15 protein-coding genes are annotated in these 16,634 nt (G+C 72.4%); 10 read left to right on the forward strand and 5 right to left on the reverse strand.

Going from position 1 to position 16,634, the window contains the following annotated elements; all coding sequences use genetic code 11:
• Nucleotides 1-108: 108 nt before the first annotated feature.
• The 3 genes from ACFU7Y_RS21805 to ACFU7Y_RS21815 form a co-directional block, all read right to left on the reverse strand.
• Nucleotides 109-546, reverse strand: a complete 438-nt coding sequence (locus tag ACFU7Y_RS21805; RefSeq protein WP_224273598.1) for a MarR family winged helix-turn-helix transcriptional regulator — start codon at nucleotides 544-546, stop codon at nucleotides 109-111.
• Between the two features lie 141 nt (nucleotides 547-687).
• Nucleotides 688-1,455: an ABC transporter permease gene (locus ACFU7Y_RS21810; protein ID WP_263454333.1), complete on the reverse strand. Its 768-nt coding sequence runs from the start codon at nucleotides 1,453-1,455 to the stop codon at nucleotides 688-690.
• 2 nt (nucleotides 1,456-1,457) lie between these two features.
• Complete coding sequence (locus ACFU7Y_RS21815) at nucleotides 1,458-2,447, reverse strand: ATP-binding cassette domain-containing protein (protein WP_224273594.1); 990 nt, start codon at nucleotides 2,445-2,447, stop codon at nucleotides 1,458-1,460.
• 412 nt (nucleotides 2,448-2,859) lie between these two features.
• Between ACFU7Y_RS21815 and ACFU7Y_RS21820 the strand changes: the two genes are divergently transcribed.
• From ACFU7Y_RS21820 to ACFU7Y_RS21840, 5 genes are all read left to right on the forward strand, one after another.
• Nucleotides 2,860-3,777 (forward strand): polyphosphate kinase 2 family protein, encoded by a 918-nt coding sequence (locus tag ACFU7Y_RS21820; protein ID WP_374119885.1) that lies wholly within the window; start codon nucleotides 2,860-2,862, stop codon nucleotides 3,775-3,777.
• 68 nt (nucleotides 3,778-3,845) lie between these two features.
• Nucleotides 3,846-6,608: a cation-translocating P-type ATPase gene (locus tag ACFU7Y_RS21825; protein ID WP_380769377.1), complete on the forward strand. Its 2,763-nt coding sequence runs from the start codon at nucleotides 3,846-3,848 to the stop codon at nucleotides 6,606-6,608.
• Between the two features lie 137 nt (nucleotides 6,609-6,745).
• Nucleotides 6,746-7,459 carry a VIT1/CCC1 transporter family protein gene (locus ACFU7Y_RS21830; RefSeq protein ID WP_224273589.1) on the forward strand — a complete coding sequence of 238 codons (714 nt, stop codon included), beginning with the start codon at nucleotides 6,746-6,748 and terminating at the stop codon, nucleotides 7,457-7,459.
• A gap of 217 nt (nucleotides 7,460-7,676) precedes the next feature.
• A complete protein-coding gene (locus ACFU7Y_RS21835; RefSeq protein ID WP_380769379.1) occupies nucleotides 7,677-8,396 on the forward strand; it encodes a sigma 54 modulation/S30EA ribosomal C-terminal domain-containing protein in 720 nt (239 codons plus the stop codon).
• A gap of 68 nt (nucleotides 8,397-8,464) precedes the next feature.
• Entirely contained in the window at nucleotides 8,465-8,911 is a 447-nt protein-coding gene (locus ACFU7Y_RS21840) for a pyridoxamine 5'-phosphate oxidase family protein (protein WP_224273728.1), read from the forward strand.
• A 199-nt stretch (nucleotides 8,912-9,110) separates the two neighbouring features.
• Here ACFU7Y_RS21840 and ACFU7Y_RS21845 read toward each other — a convergent pair whose 3' ends face one another.
• A complete protein-coding gene (locus ACFU7Y_RS21845) occupies nucleotides 9,111-9,746 on the reverse strand; it encodes a hypothetical protein (protein ID WP_380769380.1) in 636 nt (211 codons plus the stop codon).
• Nucleotides 9,747-9,799: 53 nt separating this feature from the next.
• Nucleotides 9,800-10,681: a universal stress protein gene (locus tag ACFU7Y_RS21850; protein WP_380769381.1), complete on the reverse strand. Its 882-nt coding sequence runs from the start codon at nucleotides 10,679-10,681 to the stop codon at nucleotides 9,800-9,802.
• 461 nt (nucleotides 10,682-11,142) lie between these two features.
• Between ACFU7Y_RS21850 and ACFU7Y_RS21855 the strand changes: the two genes are divergently transcribed.
• Genes ACFU7Y_RS21855 through ACFU7Y_RS21875 form a run of 5 tightly spaced genes read left to right on the forward strand, consistent with a single transcriptional unit; the run spans nucleotide 11,143 to nucleotide 16,612 of the window.
• On the forward strand, nucleotides 11,143-12,555 hold the full coding sequence (locus ACFU7Y_RS21855) for an APC family permease (protein ID WP_380769385.1): 1,413 nt from the start codon (nucleotides 11,143-11,145) through the stop codon (nucleotides 12,553-12,555).
• A gap of 19 nt (nucleotides 12,556-12,574) precedes the next feature.
• A complete protein-coding gene (locus tag ACFU7Y_RS21860) occupies nucleotides 12,575-13,798 on the forward strand; it encodes an arginine deiminase (RefSeq protein ID WP_380769382.1) in 1,224 nt (407 codons plus the stop codon).
• Nucleotides 13,799-13,817: 19 nt separating this feature from the next.
• Nucleotides 13,818-14,822, forward strand: coding sequence for an ornithine carbamoyltransferase (gene argF, locus ACFU7Y_RS21865; RefSeq protein ID WP_224273564.1), 1,005 nt, complete (start codon nucleotides 13,818-13,820; stop codon nucleotides 14,820-14,822).
• Nucleotides 14,823-14,824: 2 nt separating this feature from the next.
• Entirely contained in the window at nucleotides 14,825-15,820 is a 996-nt protein-coding gene (locus ACFU7Y_RS21870) for a carbamate kinase (RefSeq protein WP_380769383.1), read from the forward strand.
• Nucleotides 15,821-15,841: 21 nt separating this feature from the next.
• Nucleotides 15,842-16,612, forward strand: coding sequence for a sigma 54 modulation/S30EA ribosomal C-terminal domain-containing protein (locus ACFU7Y_RS21875; RefSeq protein ID WP_380769384.1), 771 nt, complete (start codon nucleotides 15,842-15,844; stop codon nucleotides 16,610-16,612).
• The last annotated feature ends 22 nt before the right edge of the window (nucleotides 16,613-16,634 follow it).

Consider the following 16,634-nt stretch of genomic DNA (forward strand, 5'->3'; position numbering starts at 1 on the left):
GGCTCCACCCGTCGGGCTTGTCAGGACCCGGGGCGCCGGTACGAAGACGTGGGCCTCGCCCCCTCGACGCCCGTTCCCGGCAGCGCGGCGGGCATCCGTGCGACGGCGTCATCGGGAGGGCAGCCAGGCCTCGTCGTCGGTGGCATGTGCCAGCACGCGCTGGAGGAGCCCGCGCAGGGTCTCGACCTCGTCCGGGCCGAGATCGCCGAGCAGTTCCGCCTCCACCCGTTCGAGCGGGCCGTCGATCCGGGTCAGCATGTAGTGCGCCGTGTCGGTGAGCTCCAGTCGTCGTGAGCGATCATCGGCTCCGGGGCGCCGGCGCACGTGGTCGGCCTCGACCAGCTCGTCGACGAGCCGGTGCACCGACTGCCGGGCGATGCCGAGTTGGCGGGCCAGATCGGCCATGGTCAGTCCGGGTTCGAGGAAAAGCTGGACGAGCAGACCATATTGACGAAGCGTCAAATCGTAGTCGCGCAGGCGCTGGTCCGCGCGGCGCGTCGCCACCGTGCTGGCCGCGGCCAGGAGATAGGGGATGTGGGTCCTCAAGGCGGTTCACCTCAACCGGGGGAGACCGTGGTCATTCCGTCGCCGACGGTACGTCATGTCCCTTGGTGACGTGGTGGTCGGCTTCTCCGGCGGGCAGGCCGGGACCGCGGCGCCAGGTCGACGGGTGCGGCAGGACGGGATTCACAGGGAGGCTCTGCGCATGCCGCGGATCCCGGCCACGACACCCAGCGCCGCGACGGCGGCGGCCGCGACGAATCCGTACAGCACGCCCGACTCGGTCAAACGGCCGTCGAAGAGGGCGCGTTCGGCCTCGACCACGTGCGTCACCGGGTTGATCCGGCTCAGCACGTAGAGCCAGGCCGGCGCGGCCTCCCGGGTGATCGGCAGCAGGACTCCGGAGAGCAGCAGCAGGGGGAAGAAGACCACCTGCTGCACCCCGTAGAACAGGGTCTGCTGCCGACGGGAGTGGAGCGCCAGGGTGAAGGACAGCGCGCCGATGCCGACGCCGAAGACGCTCAGCAGCATCATTCCGGCCAGGGCGCCCGGCAGGTGCAGCCGGAAGTCGGTCGGCAGGAGCAGGAGGAGGATCAGCAGGGCCTGCGCGAGTAGGACCACGACCTCCTTGAGGGTCCGTCCGACGAGCATGGCGGCCCGGTTGAGCGGCGTGACGAGCAGCCGCTCGAAGGCGCCCGAGGACATCTCGCCGAGCAGTGAGGCGCCCGCTCCCGCGGTGGCGGACAGGCCGAGCAGGACGAGCATGCCGGGCACGAACCACTGCCAGGGCGAGCCCGCACCCGCCGGTCCGCCGGCCTCGCCCGGGAGCAGCGGCGCGAAGAGGGCGAGCAGCAGGAACGGCAGCATCATCGTGAAGAGCAGACCGGCGGGCCGGCGCAGCTCGGGCCCGAGTTCGCGGGCGAACACGGTGCGGGTGTCGGTGAGTACCTTCAAGGTCACGCTCCCCGGTGCGAGGTGGTCGGGATGCCGGCGCCAGCGCCCTCCGGGAGGGTGCGGCCGGTCAGGGCGAGGAAGACGTCGTCCAGGGTCGGGCGGTCCAGCCGGGTGCTGTGCACCCGGATCCCGGCCGCGTCGAGGTCACGCAGCAGCTCCGGCAGCCGGACGTCGCCGTCGCAGGCCCGCACCCGCACCTCCCGGTCGTCGACGGTCACGTCCCGGACGGCCCGCAGGGCGCGGGCCCGGGCCGCGGCCGGGCCGGTGTCGGCAGGCTCGGCGGTCGTGAAGGTGATGAGGTCACCGGCGAGATCGTTCTTGAGGCGCTCGGGGGAGCCGTCGGCGATCACCCGGCCGTGGTCGACGACCAGGACCCGCCCGGCCCAGAGGTCGGCCTCCTCCAGGTAGTGGGTGGTGAAGACGATGGTGGTGCCGAGCTCCTTGTGCAGGCACAGCACGTGTTCCCGGATGTCGGCGCGGCTGTGCGGGTCGAGCCCGGTGGTGGGCTCGTCGAGGAAGAGCAGGTCCGGTTCGTGGACCAGGGCCATGGCGATGTCGAGCCGACGGCGCTGGCCCCCGGAGAGGGTGCCCACCGTCCGCCGGGCCAGCCCTTCCAGTTCGAGGGCGTCCAGGAGACGTTCGGCCCGGACGCGGGACCCGGCGCGACTCAGGCCGTGGGCGCGGCCCTGGGTGACGAGTTCGTCGACGACCCGGAAGTCGGTACCGGCGCTGTTGCCCTGGCCGAGGTAGCCGATCCGGCGGCGCACCCCGGCGGGGTCGGCCATGACGTCGTGCCCGGCGACGGTGGCGGTGCCCGCGGTCGGGGCGAGCAGGGTGGTCAGCATCCGCAGGCTGGTGGTCTTCCCGGCGCCGTTCGGGCCGAGGAAGGCCACCACGGAACCGGCCTCGATGTCGAGATCGAGACCGCGTACCGCGTCGACGGTCTCTCCTCTGACGCGGAACCTTCGGGTGAGTCCGTGGGTGTGGATCATGAGTCTCCCGTACGAGGGCATGGAGGGGGTGCGGAGGTCACGGCTGCCGTGCGGGCCGACCGGAACGGCCCCGGGCATGCGGAGGAGAAGTCAGGCCCTGGGCTCTTGACTTCTGAGAGCTTAGAAGCGTCAATAACGTCTTTGTCAGGTCTGCTGACAGTCCCGGGCGTTGCCACACGCGGATGCCGCACGAGCGATCCGGCCGGAATCGCGCCCGCCGGGCAGCGCGGGTGGGCCCGGCCCGGAAGGACGCCGTCGGATTGACACGGCCATCCGGGGGCCACAGCGTGGCAGGTAGCACTCTCCGTGCTGGTCGGTCCCGGTTCCGCCGTGTCGAGGACGTCGGTGCGCAGCGGGGCGGCGCGGCAGGCCTCGCGATGCCCGCCGGACCCGAGAGGAACTGGTACAGGCGATGTCGGACGGACGAACGGCCAGGCGCATTGCGAAGTTCATCAAGCCGCTGCGGGTGAAGCCGGGGTCGCGGGTGAACCTCGCGGAGGACTTCGACCCCCGGTACAAGGCGGGCATGAAGAAGCGCGAGGGCGTGGAGCTGCTGCACACCGGCGTGTCGCTGCTCTCGGAGTACCAGGCACGGCTGGCCGCCCAGGACACCTACGGAGTGCTGTTCTGCCTCCAGGCGCTCGACGCCGGCGGGAAGGACGGAACGATCCGTCACGTCATGAGCGGGGTGAATCCGCAGGGCGTCCACGTGAGCAGCTTCAAGGTTCCCTCCGCGGAGGAGCTCGACCACGACTTCCTGTGGCGGTACGCGCAGCGGCTCCCGTCGCGCGGGGACATCGGGATCTTCAACCGGTCGCACTACGAGGAGGTCCTCGTGGTGCGTGTCCATCCGGACAACCTCGACCGGCAGAAGCTGCCGGAGGAGGCGAAGGGCCCGGGGGTCTGGCACCGCAGGTACCGGGAGATCAACGACTGGGAGCGCTACCTCACCGACAACGGGATCAAGGTGGTGAAGGTCTTCCTGAACCTCTCCAAGGAGGAGCAGCGCAGCCGCTTCCTGGCGCGGATCGACCTGCCCGAGAAGAACTGGAAGTTCTCCGAGGCCGACATCCGCGAGCGTGAGCGCTGGGACGACTACCAGGAGGCGTTCTCCGACATGCTGTCGGCCACGAGCACGCCGTGGGCGCCCTGGTACGTCGTGCCGGCCGACCGCAAGTGGTTCGCGCGCATCTGCTCGGCGGCGGTGCTCGCGCACACGCTGATCGAGATCGATCCGCAGTTCCCCACGGTCGACGAGCAGGCCCGGAAGGAACTGCGCGCGGCCAAGCGCCGGCTGGAGGGCGAGGCCCCCCGAGGCGGCCGCGCGTGACCCGTCCGCGCAGGCGCGCCGGACCGACCGACGCCCGGGTGGACGTTCCCGGATCTTGAGGAGTGAGGATGGCGGAGCAAGTGAAGGTGGCGGAGCAGGTTGGGCCGTCAGGCCCGCAGGAGTCCCCGGACCCCTGGTACGCGCGTCCTCCCCGGGAGGTCGCGTCCTCGCTCGGGGTGGATCCGGCGACCGGGCTCACCGCCGCCCGGGCGGCCGAACTGCTCGCCGCGAACGGGCCGAACGCGTTGCCCGAGGAGAAGCCGAGGCCCGACTGGCTGCGCTTCCTCGACCAGTACCGCAGCTACATGCAGATCATCCTGGTGGCGGCGGCGGTGGTCTCGCTGGCGATCAAGGAGTGGACCACCGGGGTCCTGCTGATCGTCCTGACGCTGTTCAACGCGGTGGTCGGTCTGCGGCAGGAGGGCAAGGCCGAGAGCGCGATGAACGCGCTGAGGTCGATGATGAAGGCCACCGCGCGGGTGCGGCGGGACGGGACGGAGGCGGAGGTCCCGGCCGAACAGCTGGTCGTGGGCGACGTGGTGCTCGTCGCGGCGGGCGACGAGGTCCCGGCGGACGGACGGATCGTCGAGGCCAGCGCGCTGCAGATCGACGAGTCGGCGCTGACCGGCGAGAGCGTCCCCGCCGCCAAGAACGCCGGCACACTGCCGGCCGATCGGCTGGGCCCGGGCGACCAGACCAACATGGCGTTCATGAACACCCCGGTCACCCACGGCAGCGGACTGCTCGTCATCACCGCGACGGGCGCCGACACCGAACTGGGCAAGATCTCCGGGATGCTGTCGGCGACCGAGAGGGAGCAGTCGCCGCTCACCAGGGAGCTCAACACCCTGACGCTGTGGATCGCGGGGGCGGCCGGCCTGACCATGGTCGTGATGTTCGCGCTCGGCCGCAGCCGCGACCAGGCGTGGGACGCCCTCTTCGTCAGTGCGGTCTCGCTGGCCATCGCGGCCATCCCGGAGGCGTTGCCGACGGTCAGCCAGGTCATCCTCTCCGTCGGCAGCCTCAACCTGGCCAGGCGGCACGCGATCGTGAAGGAACTGCCGTCCGTCGAGACCCTCGGCTTCACGTCGGCCATCAACTCCGACAAGACCGGCACCCTGACGATGAACCAGATGACGGTCGTGGAGGTGCTCAGCCCCACCGACCGCTACACCGTCTCCGGCACCGGCTACCGCCTCGACGGGCGGATCCACCACGCGGCGGGCTCCGCCCCGAGCATCGAGGACGCCGTCCTGCCCTACCTGGTCGCCAACGACGCGAAACTGGTCGACGGCGAGGTCGTCGGCGACCCGACCGAGGGCGCCCTGCTCGTTCTCGGCCACAAGGCCGGGCTGGACATCGAGGCCAGCCGGGAGCGTTTCCCCCGGCTCGCCACGCTGCCGTTCGACCCGAGCTACAAGCTGATGGCCAGCTTCAACGAGGCAAAGGACGCGGACGGCCGGGCGGTGGTGCGGTGCTTCGTGAAGGGCGCGGCCCCCGCGGTCATGGCCCGCGCCTCCTCGGCCCTCTCGGAGGGCGTCGTCATCCCCTGGGACGCGGACCTCAGCGCACGCGCCCAGGCGCAGACCGAGCGGATGGGCGGCGAAGGACTGCGGGTGATGGCCGGGGCCGTCCGGGACCTGGACCCGGCGGACTTCGACCCGGACGGCGACCTGCTGGCGTTCGTCGAGGATCTGCGGATGACCAGCCTGGTGGCCATGGTCGACCCGCCGCGAGAGGAGTCACGGGCCGCGGTCGCCAGCGCGCAGGCCGCCCACATCCGGGTCCGCATGGTGACGGGCGACGACGTCACCACCGGAGCGGCCATCGCCCGCCAACTCGGCATCGAGGGTGAGGCCGTCCTCGGCGCCGACTTCGCCGCCCTGCCGGAGCACGAGCGACTGGCCCGGATCGACGGCATCGGCGTGGTCGGCCGGGTCGCGCCCGAGCACAAGGTGCTGCTCGCCGCCACGCTCAAGCAGAAGGGTGACGTGGTCGCCATGACCGGCGACGGCGTCAACGACGCGCCGGCGATCAAGGCCGCCGACATCGGCATCGCCATGGGCAGCGGCACCGACGCGGCGAAGAACGCGAGCCGCATGGTCCTCGCCGACGACGACTTCGTCACCATCGTCTACGCCGTGGAGGAGGGCCGGAAGCTCTACGACAACCTCACCAAGTACATCCGGTTCGTCCTGGTGCTGCTGGTGACGTTCGTGCTGACCTTCCTCGGAGCCGCGCTCCTGAACATCGCCGCGGGTGAACCGTTCACCCCGGCGCAGGTCCTGTGGGTCCACTTCGTGGTCAACGCCCCGTTCGGCTTCGCCCTGGGCTTCGACCAGGAGAGCCCCGGTCTGATGCGGCGCACCCCGCGCCCGCGCGGCGAGACGGTGCTGACCAGGCCCGTGGTGATCACCGTCGGACTCGCCGGGCTGGCCGTCACGGTCGCCCTGCTCGGGCTGACCAAGCTGGGCGAGGCGCACTACCACAGCACGCACGTCGGCAACTCGATCGCGTTCACCGCCTTCGCGCTCTGCCTGATCGTGGCGGCCTACGAGTGCCGCAGTGAGCGCGGCTCCGCGCTGACCGTCAGCACCTTCGACAGCAAGCAGATGAACCTGGCGGCCCTGGGCGAGTTCGTCCTGGCGGTGCTGGTCACCCAGATGGACGTGTTCCACCGCATCCTCGGAACCACCGACATCGACGCCCGACAGTTCGGATGGGCCCTGCTGGCCGCCGTCGCGCTCCTGCTGCTGTGGGAGCTGGGCAAGTTCGTGGCCCGCAGACTGCCGGCCGCCCGTGGCGGGGCGGCGATCGCCTCCCGTCCGTGACGGTGTTCCGGAGTCGGCCGAACAGCCGGAGCCGGTACGGTGGTTCGTCCCCAACACCCAGGCGAACGTCGAGCTGGACATCACCGCGTCGGATTCGTGACAACGGCCTCGACGAGCAGGCAGGAGCATCCCGCCCGATGACCCGACACGACCGGTTCGCCCCTCACCCCGAGACGCACACCGCCTCCCGGGCCGGTTGGCTGCGCGCCGCCGTGCTCGGCGCCAACGACGGCCTGGTCTCCATCGCCAGCCTCATGGTCGGCCTGGCCGCCAGTGGCGTGAGCACCTCCACCGTGGTCACCGGAGGCCTGGCAGGCCTGTCGGCAGGGGCCATGTCCATGGCCGCGGGCGAGTACGTCTCCGTCAGCTCCCAGGTCGACGTCGAGACCGCCGACCGCGCCAAGGAAGCCCGTGAACTCGCCGAAGCCCCCGAAGCCGAACTCGCCGAACTCACCGCCATCTACGAGAACCGCGGCGTCCCCCGCGACCTCGCCCGCCAGGTGGCCGAGGCCCTGCATGCGGCCGACCCGCTACAGGCCCACCTGCGCGACGAACTCGGCCACAACGAACAGACCGCCGCCAACCCCCTCCAGGCCGCCCTCGCCTCCGCCGCCAGTTTCCTCGTCGGCGGACTCCTCCCCTTCCTCGGCCTCCTCGCGTCCTCCAGCACGGCCCGCCTGTGGCTGATCGTCGTCGTCACCCTCTGCGGCCTCGCCCTCGCCGGCGTACTGGGCGCTCGCGCCGCCGGCACCACCGTGCTGGGGCCCGCCGCCCGTGTTGTCATCGGCGGCGGCCTCGCCATGGCGGTCACGGCCGCCGTCGGCCAGATCGCCCATGTCTCCGGCGTCTGAACCGCCGTCGCCGAGGAGCCGGCGCTCTGACATCGGGCCGTGGGGCGCCTTCCGCGTCACGCCGAGGCACATCGTGAGGTCGCCGATGGACGATGCCACGCGGCGTCGACGACAAGCACCCCGGGCGATGGGGCCGTTCGACCCTTGTGGCAGGTCCGGCTTGCGCGCAGCGTAGGCGTGCATCGGATCGGGGCCGGACATCAGAAGAAGGACGGGCATGAGCACGGAGATCGCAGTGGTGGCCTTCGGGGGCATCCCGCGCGAGGTGCTGGCGGAGGGACGCGCGAGGATCGCGGCGGCCTCCCAGAGCGCCAACGCGCTGGTCGAGGCGCTGAAGGTCAAGCTGTCGGCCACCGGATCGGGCGTGCTGGCGCAGGTGAACGCCGAGGTGGACGGCCGGCGGGTTCGGGTCCAGGAGGCGGCGCAGGACTTCACCGAGGCCGTGGACCGTATCGGTGAGCAGCTGCGCCGACGCATCGCGGCCGTCACCGGGACCTGGAAACCCCGGCCCTGGCCCCGCCCCGTCCAGCCCGGGGACACGGCCCCCCGGGACGGGGCCCGGCTGATCACCCGCGTCAAGTCGCCGTCGCTGGTGTGGTGTTCACCGGACGCTGCGATCCGCACGCTGGACGCGATGGACTACGACATCCACCTGTTCACCGACCCGGCCACCGAGACCGACGCCGTCGTCTACCGCACCGGGCCGACCGGATACCGCCTGGCCCGTACCGTTGCCGCCGCCCCGCCCCGCCGGTCCACCGCACCGCTCACCCTCAGCCCCGTCGGCGCCCGGCACCTGACGGACGAGCAGGCGGTGAACCGCATCGAGGACGCGCAACTGCCGTTCCTGTTCTACGCCGATCCCGCCACCGGGCGGGGCCGTGTCCTGTACCGCCGCTTCGAAGGCCACCTCGGCCTGATCGCGGGCCGGCCGTGAGGGACAAAGCCGTCCGCCGGCACCTCAGGACACGACTGCGGCCCCGGCCGGCCGTCGCCGCCCGGCACATGGTGCCGCTGGAACGGAAGGACTGCCTGCGTCTGCTCGCCGGCGTGCCGCTCGGCCGGGTCGTCTTCACCAAGGACGCCCTGCCGGCCATCCGGCCGGTCAACCACGTCGTCGCCGACGGCGCGATCATCATCCGCACCCACGAGGGCGCCGCCCTGACCTCCGTCGCGGACGTACCCGGCGCGCCCGGCCCGGTCGTCGCGTACGAGGCCGACGCCATCGACCTCGACACCCACCTGGGGTGGAGCGTCGTCGCCACCGGCTACGCGGAGCTCGTCTCCGACCCGGCCGAGGTGCGGCGCTACGAGGAGTTGGCCACCCCCTGGGTGGACGCCGCGATGCACCACGTCGTGCGCATCCGCCCCGAGCTCGTCACCGGCTTCCTCCTCGCCGCCGGACCCGAGGCGGGCGGCGCCACCCGGCAGCGGCCCGGCCGTCCGACGTAGGGCCCGTCCGGTCCGCGACCGCGGGAAGGGGAACGGTTCCCGGCCCTGTTGGGGCGCGGCGCCCGGAGGTCCGCCACGGCTGAGGGCCGTGGCCGGCGGCGTCGTCGCCGACGGCTGTTCGGGCATGATGCCGTCCCCATCCGGGTGCCGGATGCCGGGCGTCGCCGGCGTGGTTCGTCCGCGGACGCGGCCGGTGGTGTCAGCCCGCTCGGTTGTCGCGTGGGGTGCGGCCGCTCCAGAGGGGCTCCAGAAGCATCCAGGAGTGCTGCCAGGCCTGGTCGGCCCGGCGGTCGAGGACCATCAGACGGATGCTGAGGCCGGCGATGACGAGAGCGGCGAGGCCGCCGAACGCGAGGAGCCCGAGGCAGGCCGCTTCGGCGGCGGCACGGATCGCCCCGGGAGGGGCGGGGACGGACCGGCCGGTGTCGTCGACCCGGATCCCGACGGCCGCGCCGATGACGGTGCCGGCGGGTACGGCGACGGTTCCGGTGGTGCTGCGGCCGTCGGGGGAGGTCCATGCGGCGTCGGCCTCGTACCGCGTCCTTCCGGTGCCGGGCTCGATCCGCCGGTGTGCCGGGGTGAGCGCGACCGCCTGGACGCCGTGCAGGCGGGTGGCCGTCACGGAGTCCCGGTGCCGGGCCGAGACGAACTCGGCCGTCGCCGCACCGGCGCAGCAGGGCAGGGCCAGCCCGATGCCGAGCGCGGCCAGCAGCAGGGCCCGGCTGCGTGCGCGGTCGACCGGGCGGACCAGCGGGTTGCCGCCCCGCCGGAACGCCTGCCGCAGGTGGTTGCGCAAGCGCGGGACCGGACCGGGCGGCCCGGAAACGGCGGTCATGTCGGTACTCCTTCTCCAACTGCCTGGTGGACGACGGCGGGTGCGGTCCGTCCTCACGGATGGGGAACCACGGCCACCGGCGCCGTGGAGTGATGGAGCACGGCGTGGGCGACGGGTCCGAGCAGCATGCCGAGGCGATGCCGGCGCTCGCGCCGGCCGATGACGACCAGCTCGGCACCGGCAGCCGCCGCGTCCAGGAGGGCCTTCGCCCCGCCGCCGAGCCGGACGTCCTCGACGATTGCCACGTCCGGATGCCTCCTGCGGTGGTCCGCGAGGTGCTGTGAGAGCAGGGCCGCCTCCGTGCGCTCCTGTCCGGGGATGTCCATCGGGGGCGGCATCATGCTGCCGTAGGCCCAGGCGGAGAGCGGTTCCCAGCCGTGGACGGCGCGCAGTGTGGCACCGCGGCGTTCCGCCTCGGCGAAGGCGAATGCGAGGACGGCCTCCCCGGGCTCGGAGGAGTCGAGCCCGACCACGACCTCACCGGAGGTTCCGGCGTTCCCGACGGGGAGGGGCGCCGCCGCCTCGCGGACGAGGACCGTCGGAACGGTCGCGCGGGCGGCCACGGCGAGGGAGACCGAGCCGACGAGCAGGCCGGCGAATCCCCCGAGGCCCCGGGAGCCGAGCACCAGCAGCTCCTGCTCCCGAGCTTCGGCGACCAGCCCGTCCACCGGGTCGTCGGGCCGCACCGCGGTCTCCACCGTCAGGTCCGGGTGGGCGAGGCGGATCCGGTCGGCGACACGGGCGAGGGCGTCGAGCGCGGCGGGCCGGAGGTCCCCGGGCTCGGCCCGGTCCAGGTTCTCGTCGCTCAGCCAGGGCCAGACGTGCAGGAGGCGCAGGGGCGCTCCGAGCCGCTGGGCCTGCGCCGCCGCCCACATGGCGGCGCTCTCGCTCCGCGGTGAGCCGTCGAGGCCGGCCAGGACGTGTCGCGTCGTCACGGGTGCTCCCTTGAAGTCGGGTCGGGGGCCGGGCACGACCGTCGCCCGGTGAGCACCAATCTCCCGTCGGGCCTCGCGGAACCCCAGGGCCGGACGGAACCTGTCGGTGGGCCGGTGGTCCCGACCGGGACGGATCCGGCAGCGCGTCTGCGCCAAGTGCCATGCGGCATACGACATGCGCCGGTGCGCGGCGCGGTCCGGGGCCCGGGACCATCGGGCGGGGAAACCGGGACCGCCGGTGCGGGGAGCGGGACCGTTGGCCCATGGGACGCGCCGCTCGCCGGTTCGAGGATCTTCTACGACGGGACACGGCGAGGCCGGGGCCCGTCCACCCGGTTGAGCATCTGGGGAAGGAGCGTCTGATGTCCGTAGAGGACCGCGGAAGACCACCGGCGAGCACGCCGGAAGACGGCCCACAGGGGCGGAGCCCGTCCTTCGGGTTGCCGGCGGCGACGGCGCTGGTGGTGGGCAGCATCATCGGCACCGGCGTGTTCGCACTGCCGTCCGCGCTCGCGCCGTACGGGCCGGTCGCGCTGGTGGCGTTCGTGCTGGTGACCGTCGGGGCGCTGGCGTTGGCGGTGACCTTCGGGCGGCTGTCGGAGCGGGTGCCGGGCAGTGGCGGGCCGTACGTCTACGCCCGCGAGGCGTTCGGTGAGTTCGCGGGCTTCCTGACCGCCTGGTCGTACTGGATCACCGCCTGGGCTGGGAACGCGGCCATCGCGGTGGCCTGGGTCGGCTACGTCGAGGTGTTCGTCAACAAGGGCCACCACACCGGGGCTTCGATCGCGATCGCCCTGGCGGGCCTGTGGCTTCCGGCGATCGTGAACCTGGCCGGCGTGCGCAGCATCGGGGCCTTCCAGGTGGTCACCACGGTGCTGAAGTTCCTGCCGCTGGCCTTCATGGCCACAGCCGGGCTGCTGTTCGTGAAGTCCGGCAACTTCGGGGCCTTCAACGCCAGTGGCGGCTCGGCACTGGGCGCGATCTCGGCGGCCGGGGCGATCGCGCTGTTCAGCTACATCGGCCTGGAGACCGCCTCGGTGGCGGCCGGGCGGGTGCGGGACCCGAAGCGCAACGTGCCCCGGGCCACGGTGTACGGCACGCTGGCCTGTGCGGCGATCTACCTGCTCGGCACCCTGGCCGTGTTCGGCACCGTCCCGCATGCTCAACTCGGCTCCTCCGTAGCACCGTTCACGGACGCGATGAACAGCATCGCGGGCGGCAGCTGGGCCGGGAACCTGGTCGCCGTCGCCGCGATCGTCTCCGGGCTCGGGGCGCTGAACGGCTGGACGATGATCTGCGCGGAGATGCCGATGGCCGCCGCACGCGACGGACTGTTCCCGGCAGCCTTCGCCGGTACCCGCGGCCGCGGCGAGACACCCGTCTTCGGCATCGTCTCGGCGACGGTCCTCGCGTCGGTGCTCACCGTGATCAGCTACACCCGCTTCACCCAGGTGTTCACCGAGATCGTGCTGCTGAGCGTGCTCACCGCCGTGATCCCGTACCTGGTCTCGGCCGCCGCCCAGCTGTACTGGCTGGCGAGGCACGGTCGAGAGGAGCTGGACCGGCGCCGCTTCGCCCGGGACGTCGCCGTCACCGTCCTGGCGCTGGCCTTCTCGTACTGGTCGATCCAGGGCAGCGGCTACCAGACCGTCTACTACGGCCTGTTCACCGTCCTGCTCGGCATCCCGGTCTACATCTGGCTCAAGCGACCGCACGCCCGACCCGCCACGGCGGCTTCCACCGGCACCGCCGCCCCGGCCACCGGCACCGGGCCGGCCCGCCACGAGCCGCCGCTGAAGGCGGCCCGCACCGCCCGGTCCGTCGGCCTTCCGACCATCCTCCGCCGCGCGCTGACCCCGCGCCACCCCCACTGAACTCCGAGGAGCGCCACCGATGTCCACCCTGCGTGTCGATTCCGAAGCCGGCCGCCTGCACCAGGTGATCCTGCACCGACCGGGCCTGGAGCTGGCCCGGCTGACCCCGCGCAACGTCGACGAGCTGCTGTTCGACGACATCCTGTGGGCCAAGCGCGCCCGCGAGGAGCACGACGCCTTCGCCCAGGTGCTGCGCGACCACGGCGTGCGCGTGCACCACTACGCCGACCTGCTCGCCGAGACCCTCGACCTGGCCCCCGCCCGGTCCTGGCTGCTCGGCCAGGTTGCCACCCCGGCCATCGTCGGCCCCGCCCTGGTCGAGCCGCTGCGCGAGCTGAGCGAACAGCTCGACGGCGCCACGCTCGCCGAGTACCTGATCGGCGGCGTCCTCAAGGACGACCTGCCGCTGAGGAGCCCGCACAGCCTGGTGTGGAACACCCTCGGCGACCAGGACTTCGCCCTCCCGCCGCTGCCCAACCACCTCTTCCCGCGCGACAACTCCTGCTGGATCGGCGCCCGGTACAGCCTCAACCCGATGGCGAAGCCGGCCCGCCGGCGGGAGACCCTGCACACCGCCGCGATCTACCGCTTCCATCCGCTGTTCGCCGAGACCGCACCCCCGCTGCTCGACGGCACCACCACCGCGCCGGGGCTCAGCGTGGAGGGCGGGGACGTCCACGTGATCGCCCCGGGCGTCGTCATGGTCGGCATGGGAGAGCGCACCACCGCACCGGCAGTCGAGAACCTCGCCCGGCAACTGTTCCTGACCAACACCGCGCACCGGCTGATCGCCGTGCGGCTGCCGGAGAGCCGGGCGTTCATGCACCTGGACACGGTGATGACGATGATCGACCGGGACACCTTCGCGCTCTACCCGGGCCTGGCCGACCAGTTGCGCTCGTGGACCCTCACCCCGGCCCCCGAGCGCCAGGCCGGCTTCGACGTCACCCCCGACACCGACCTCGCCGCCTCCCTCGCCGAGGCCCTCGGCCTGGACAAGGTCCGCTTCCTGTCCGCCGACCAGGACGCCCGCGCCGCCGAGCGCGAGCAGTGGGACGACGGCAGCAACTTCCTCGCCCTCGAACCCGGCGTCGTCGTCGGCTACGAGCGCAACACCACCACCAACACCTACCTGCGCAAGCAGGGCATCGAGATCGTCACCATCGCGGGCTCCGAGCTCGGCCGCGGCCGCGGCGGCCCGCGCTGCATGAGCTGCCCCATCCAGCGCGACCCCGCCAACTGACCGGCAAGGAGAACCCGCCATGACCGTCGACCTGAACGGCCGCCACTACCTGCGCGAACTCGACTTCACCGCCGCCGAGATCCACCACCTCCTCGACCTCGCCGCCGAGCTGAAGGCCGCCCGGCGCGCGGGCACCGAAACGCCCCGGCTGACCGGCCGCAGGATCGCCCTGATCTTCGAGAAGGCCTCCACCCGGACCCGCTGCGCCTTCGAGGTCGCGGCGGCCGACCAGGGCGCCATGACCACCTACCTGGGCCCGGACGGGTCGCACATCGGCCACAAGGAGACCATCGCCGACACCGCCCGGGTCCTCGGCCGGATGTACGACGGCATCGAGTACCGCGGCTTCGACCAGGACGCCGTCACCGAACTCGCCCGCCACGCCGGCGTCCCCGTGTACAACGGCCTGACCGACGCCTGCCACCCCACGCAGAGCCTGTGCGACGTCTTCACCATGCGCGAGCACAGCGGAAAGCCGGTGGAGGAGATCTCCTTCTGCTACCTCGGTGACGCCCGCAACAACACCGCCAACTCCCTTCTCATGATGGGGAGTCTGCTTGGCATGGACGTGCGCGTCGCCGCTCCGCGCGAGCTGTGGCCCGACCCGCTGCTCGTCGATGAATGCCGGCGGCTCGCCCGGGACAGCGGCGCCCGGATCACCCTCAGCGACGAGGTCGAGGAGGCCGTGCGCGGCGCGGACTACCTCTACACCGACGTGTGGGTGTCGATGGGGGAGGACCACGCCCAGTGGCCCGAGCGGATCGCCCGGCTGCTGCCGTACCAGGTCAACGCCAAGACGATGGCGGCGACCGGCAACCCGGACACCGCCTTCCTGCACTGCCTGCCCGCCCTGCACGACCGTCGCACCGACCTCGGTGCCGAACTCGCCGAGGAACACGGGCTCGACGGCCTCGAAGTCACCGACGAGGTCTTCGAGTCGCCCGCCTCGCTGGTCTTCGACCAGGCCGAGAACCGCATGCACACCATCAAGGCGGTCCTCGTCGCCACCCTGGGGAGGAAGTGACCATGCGCATCGTCGCCGCCCTCGGTGGGAACGCCCTGCTCCAGCGGGGCGAGCACCCCGATGCCGCCGTCCAGCAGCACCACGTCCACGACGCGGCCCGATCGCTCGCCGAACTCGTCACCGCCGGGCACGAGGTGGTGATCACCCACGGCAACGGTCCGCAGATCGGCCTGCTCGCCGAGGAGAGCGAGGCCGACCCGGCGCTCACCGTGCCGTACCCGCTGGACGTCCTCGGAGCCCAGACCCAGGGCATGATCGGCACCCTGCTCGCCCGCGAGCTCATGGACCGGCTGCCGGGCCGCGCCGTCACCGCACTGGTGACCCACACCGAGGTCGACCCCCACGATCCGGCCTTCCGACGGCCGGGCAAGTTCATCGGCGGGCAACTCACCGACCAGCAGGCCAGGACGATGGAGACCGAGCGCGGCTGGACCACCGCGCGCGACGGCGCGCGACTGCGCCGCGTGGTTCCCTCCCCGCAGCCGAAGGCGATCATCGAGGTACCGGCGGTCCGCACCCTGCTGGCGACCGGCGCCGTGGTGATCGCCGCCGGCGGCGGAGGCATCCCGGTGACCCGCGACCCGTACACCGGCCGGCTGCGCGGCGTCGAAGCGGTCGTGGACAAGGACCTCACCGCCGCCCTGCTCGCCCGACAGCTCGACGCCGACGCGCTGTTGATCCTCACCGACGTCACCCACGTGTTCACCCACTACGGCACGGCCCACCCGGGCCCGCTGGTCACCGCCACCCCCGAGCGGCTGCGCGCACTGGACCTGCCCGAGGGCTCGATGCGGCCCAAGGCCGACGCCGCCGCCACCTTCGCCGAGCAGACCGGCCGGATCGCCGCCATCGGCCCGCTGGACAACGCGCTGGGCACGCTCCTCGGAACCACCGGCACCACCGTCCGGACCGCCCCCGGAGGAGCGAAGCCGGAGCACGAGGTCCTGCCGGCCGGAACCCCGGCCCACGACCCCGCCGAAACGCACACCACGGTCTGACGCACCAGGAAGGGAACCACGATGAACCGACTGCAGACCCGACCCGCCCCCGCCATCACGGTGACGACCCGCGGCGAGGTCACCCTGGCCGCGCCCGACTACGCCAGGACGAAGCTGCTCGCCGTCCTGGAGAAGATCGACGAACCGGTCCTCGCCGTCCGGGTGAAGCTCACCCAGGAGCCCAACCACGCCGTGGCCAAGCCGTCGACCGCGCAGGCCACGCTCGACCTGAACGGCCGGCCCGTGCGCGCCCACGTTGCCGCCGCCACCATGCAGGAAGCCGTCGACCTGCTCCAGGACCGGCTGAACGCCAGGATCGCCCGGGTCCGGACCCACCACCGGCACCACCGCCAGCACGCCGAGCGGCCCGTCGCCGGGCAGGAACACCGGCCGCAGCGCCGGGTGCTGGATGCCGAGGAGCGCCGCATCGTGCGGCACAAGAGCTACAGCTTCACGCGTCAGACCACGTGGGCGGAGGTGTTCGACCTGGACGCGATGGACTACGACTTCCACCTGTACACCGACGCGGTGACGGGCTGCGACAGCGTCGTCCACCACGACGGGGCGGCGGGGGAGTACCGGATCGCCTCGGCCGGACCGGCGCCGGAGACCGAGCCGGGCATCTCGGTGAGCACCGACGCGGTGCCCGAACTGACCGTCGCCGGCGCCGTGTCGCGGCTCGACCTCAGCGGCCTGCCGTTCGTCTTCTTCACCAACAGCGAGACCGGGCGCGGCAACGTCCTGTACCACCGGTACGACGGCCACTACGGCGTCATCACCCCCGCGGAGTAGGGAACGAGGGGCGGGGCCCGGT

The sequence above is a fragment of the Kitasatospora sp. NPDC057542 genome (assembly GCF_042801945.1).
Taxonomy (GTDB): Bacteria; Actinomycetota; Actinomycetes; order Streptomycetales; family Streptomycetaceae; genus Kitasatospora.

What these genes read in the sequence shown, in the direction of transcription:
- ACFU7Y_RS21820 (WP_374119885.1), top strand. Translation starts at nt 2,860, where the DNA reads ATGTCGGACGGACGAACGGCCAGGCGCATTGCGAAGTTCATCAAGCCG.
- ACFU7Y_RS21825 (WP_380769377.1), top strand. Translation starts at nt 3,846, where the DNA reads ATGGCGGAGCAAGTGAAGGTGGCGGAGCAGGTTGGGCCGTCAGGCCCG.
- argF (WP_224273564.1), top strand. Translation starts at nt 13,818, where the DNA reads ATGACCGTCGACCTGAACGGCCGCCACTACCTGCGCGAACTCGACTTC.
- ACFU7Y_RS21815 (WP_224273594.1), bottom strand. Translation starts at nt 2,447, where the DNA reads ATGATCCACACCCACGGACTCACCCGAAGGTTCCGCGTCAGAGGAGAG.
- ACFU7Y_RS21835 (WP_380769379.1), top strand. Translation starts at nt 7,677, where the DNA reads ATGAGCACGGAGATCGCAGTGGTGGCCTTCGGGGGCATCCCGCGCGAG.
- ACFU7Y_RS21860 (WP_380769382.1), top strand. Translation starts at nt 12,575, where the DNA reads ATGTCCACCCTGCGTGTCGATTCCGAAGCCGGCCGCCTGCACCAGGTG.
- ACFU7Y_RS21870 (WP_380769383.1), top strand. Translation starts at nt 14,825, where the DNA reads ATGCGCATCGTCGCCGCCCTCGGTGGGAACGCCCTGCTCCAGCGGGGC.
- ACFU7Y_RS21840 (WP_224273728.1), top strand. Translation starts at nt 8,465, where the DNA reads ATGGTGCCGCTGGAACGGAAGGACTGCCTGCGTCTGCTCGCCGGCGTG.
- ACFU7Y_RS21875 (WP_380769384.1), top strand. Translation starts at nt 15,842, where the DNA reads ATGAACCGACTGCAGACCCGACCCGCCCCCGCCATCACGGTGACGACC.
- ACFU7Y_RS21830 (WP_224273589.1), top strand. Translation starts at nt 6,746, where the DNA reads ATGACCCGACACGACCGGTTCGCCCCTCACCCCGAGACGCACACCGCC.
- ACFU7Y_RS21845 (WP_380769380.1), bottom strand. Translation starts at nt 9,746, where the DNA reads ATGACCGCCGTTTCCGGGCCGCCCGGTCCGGTCCCGCGCTTGCGCAAC.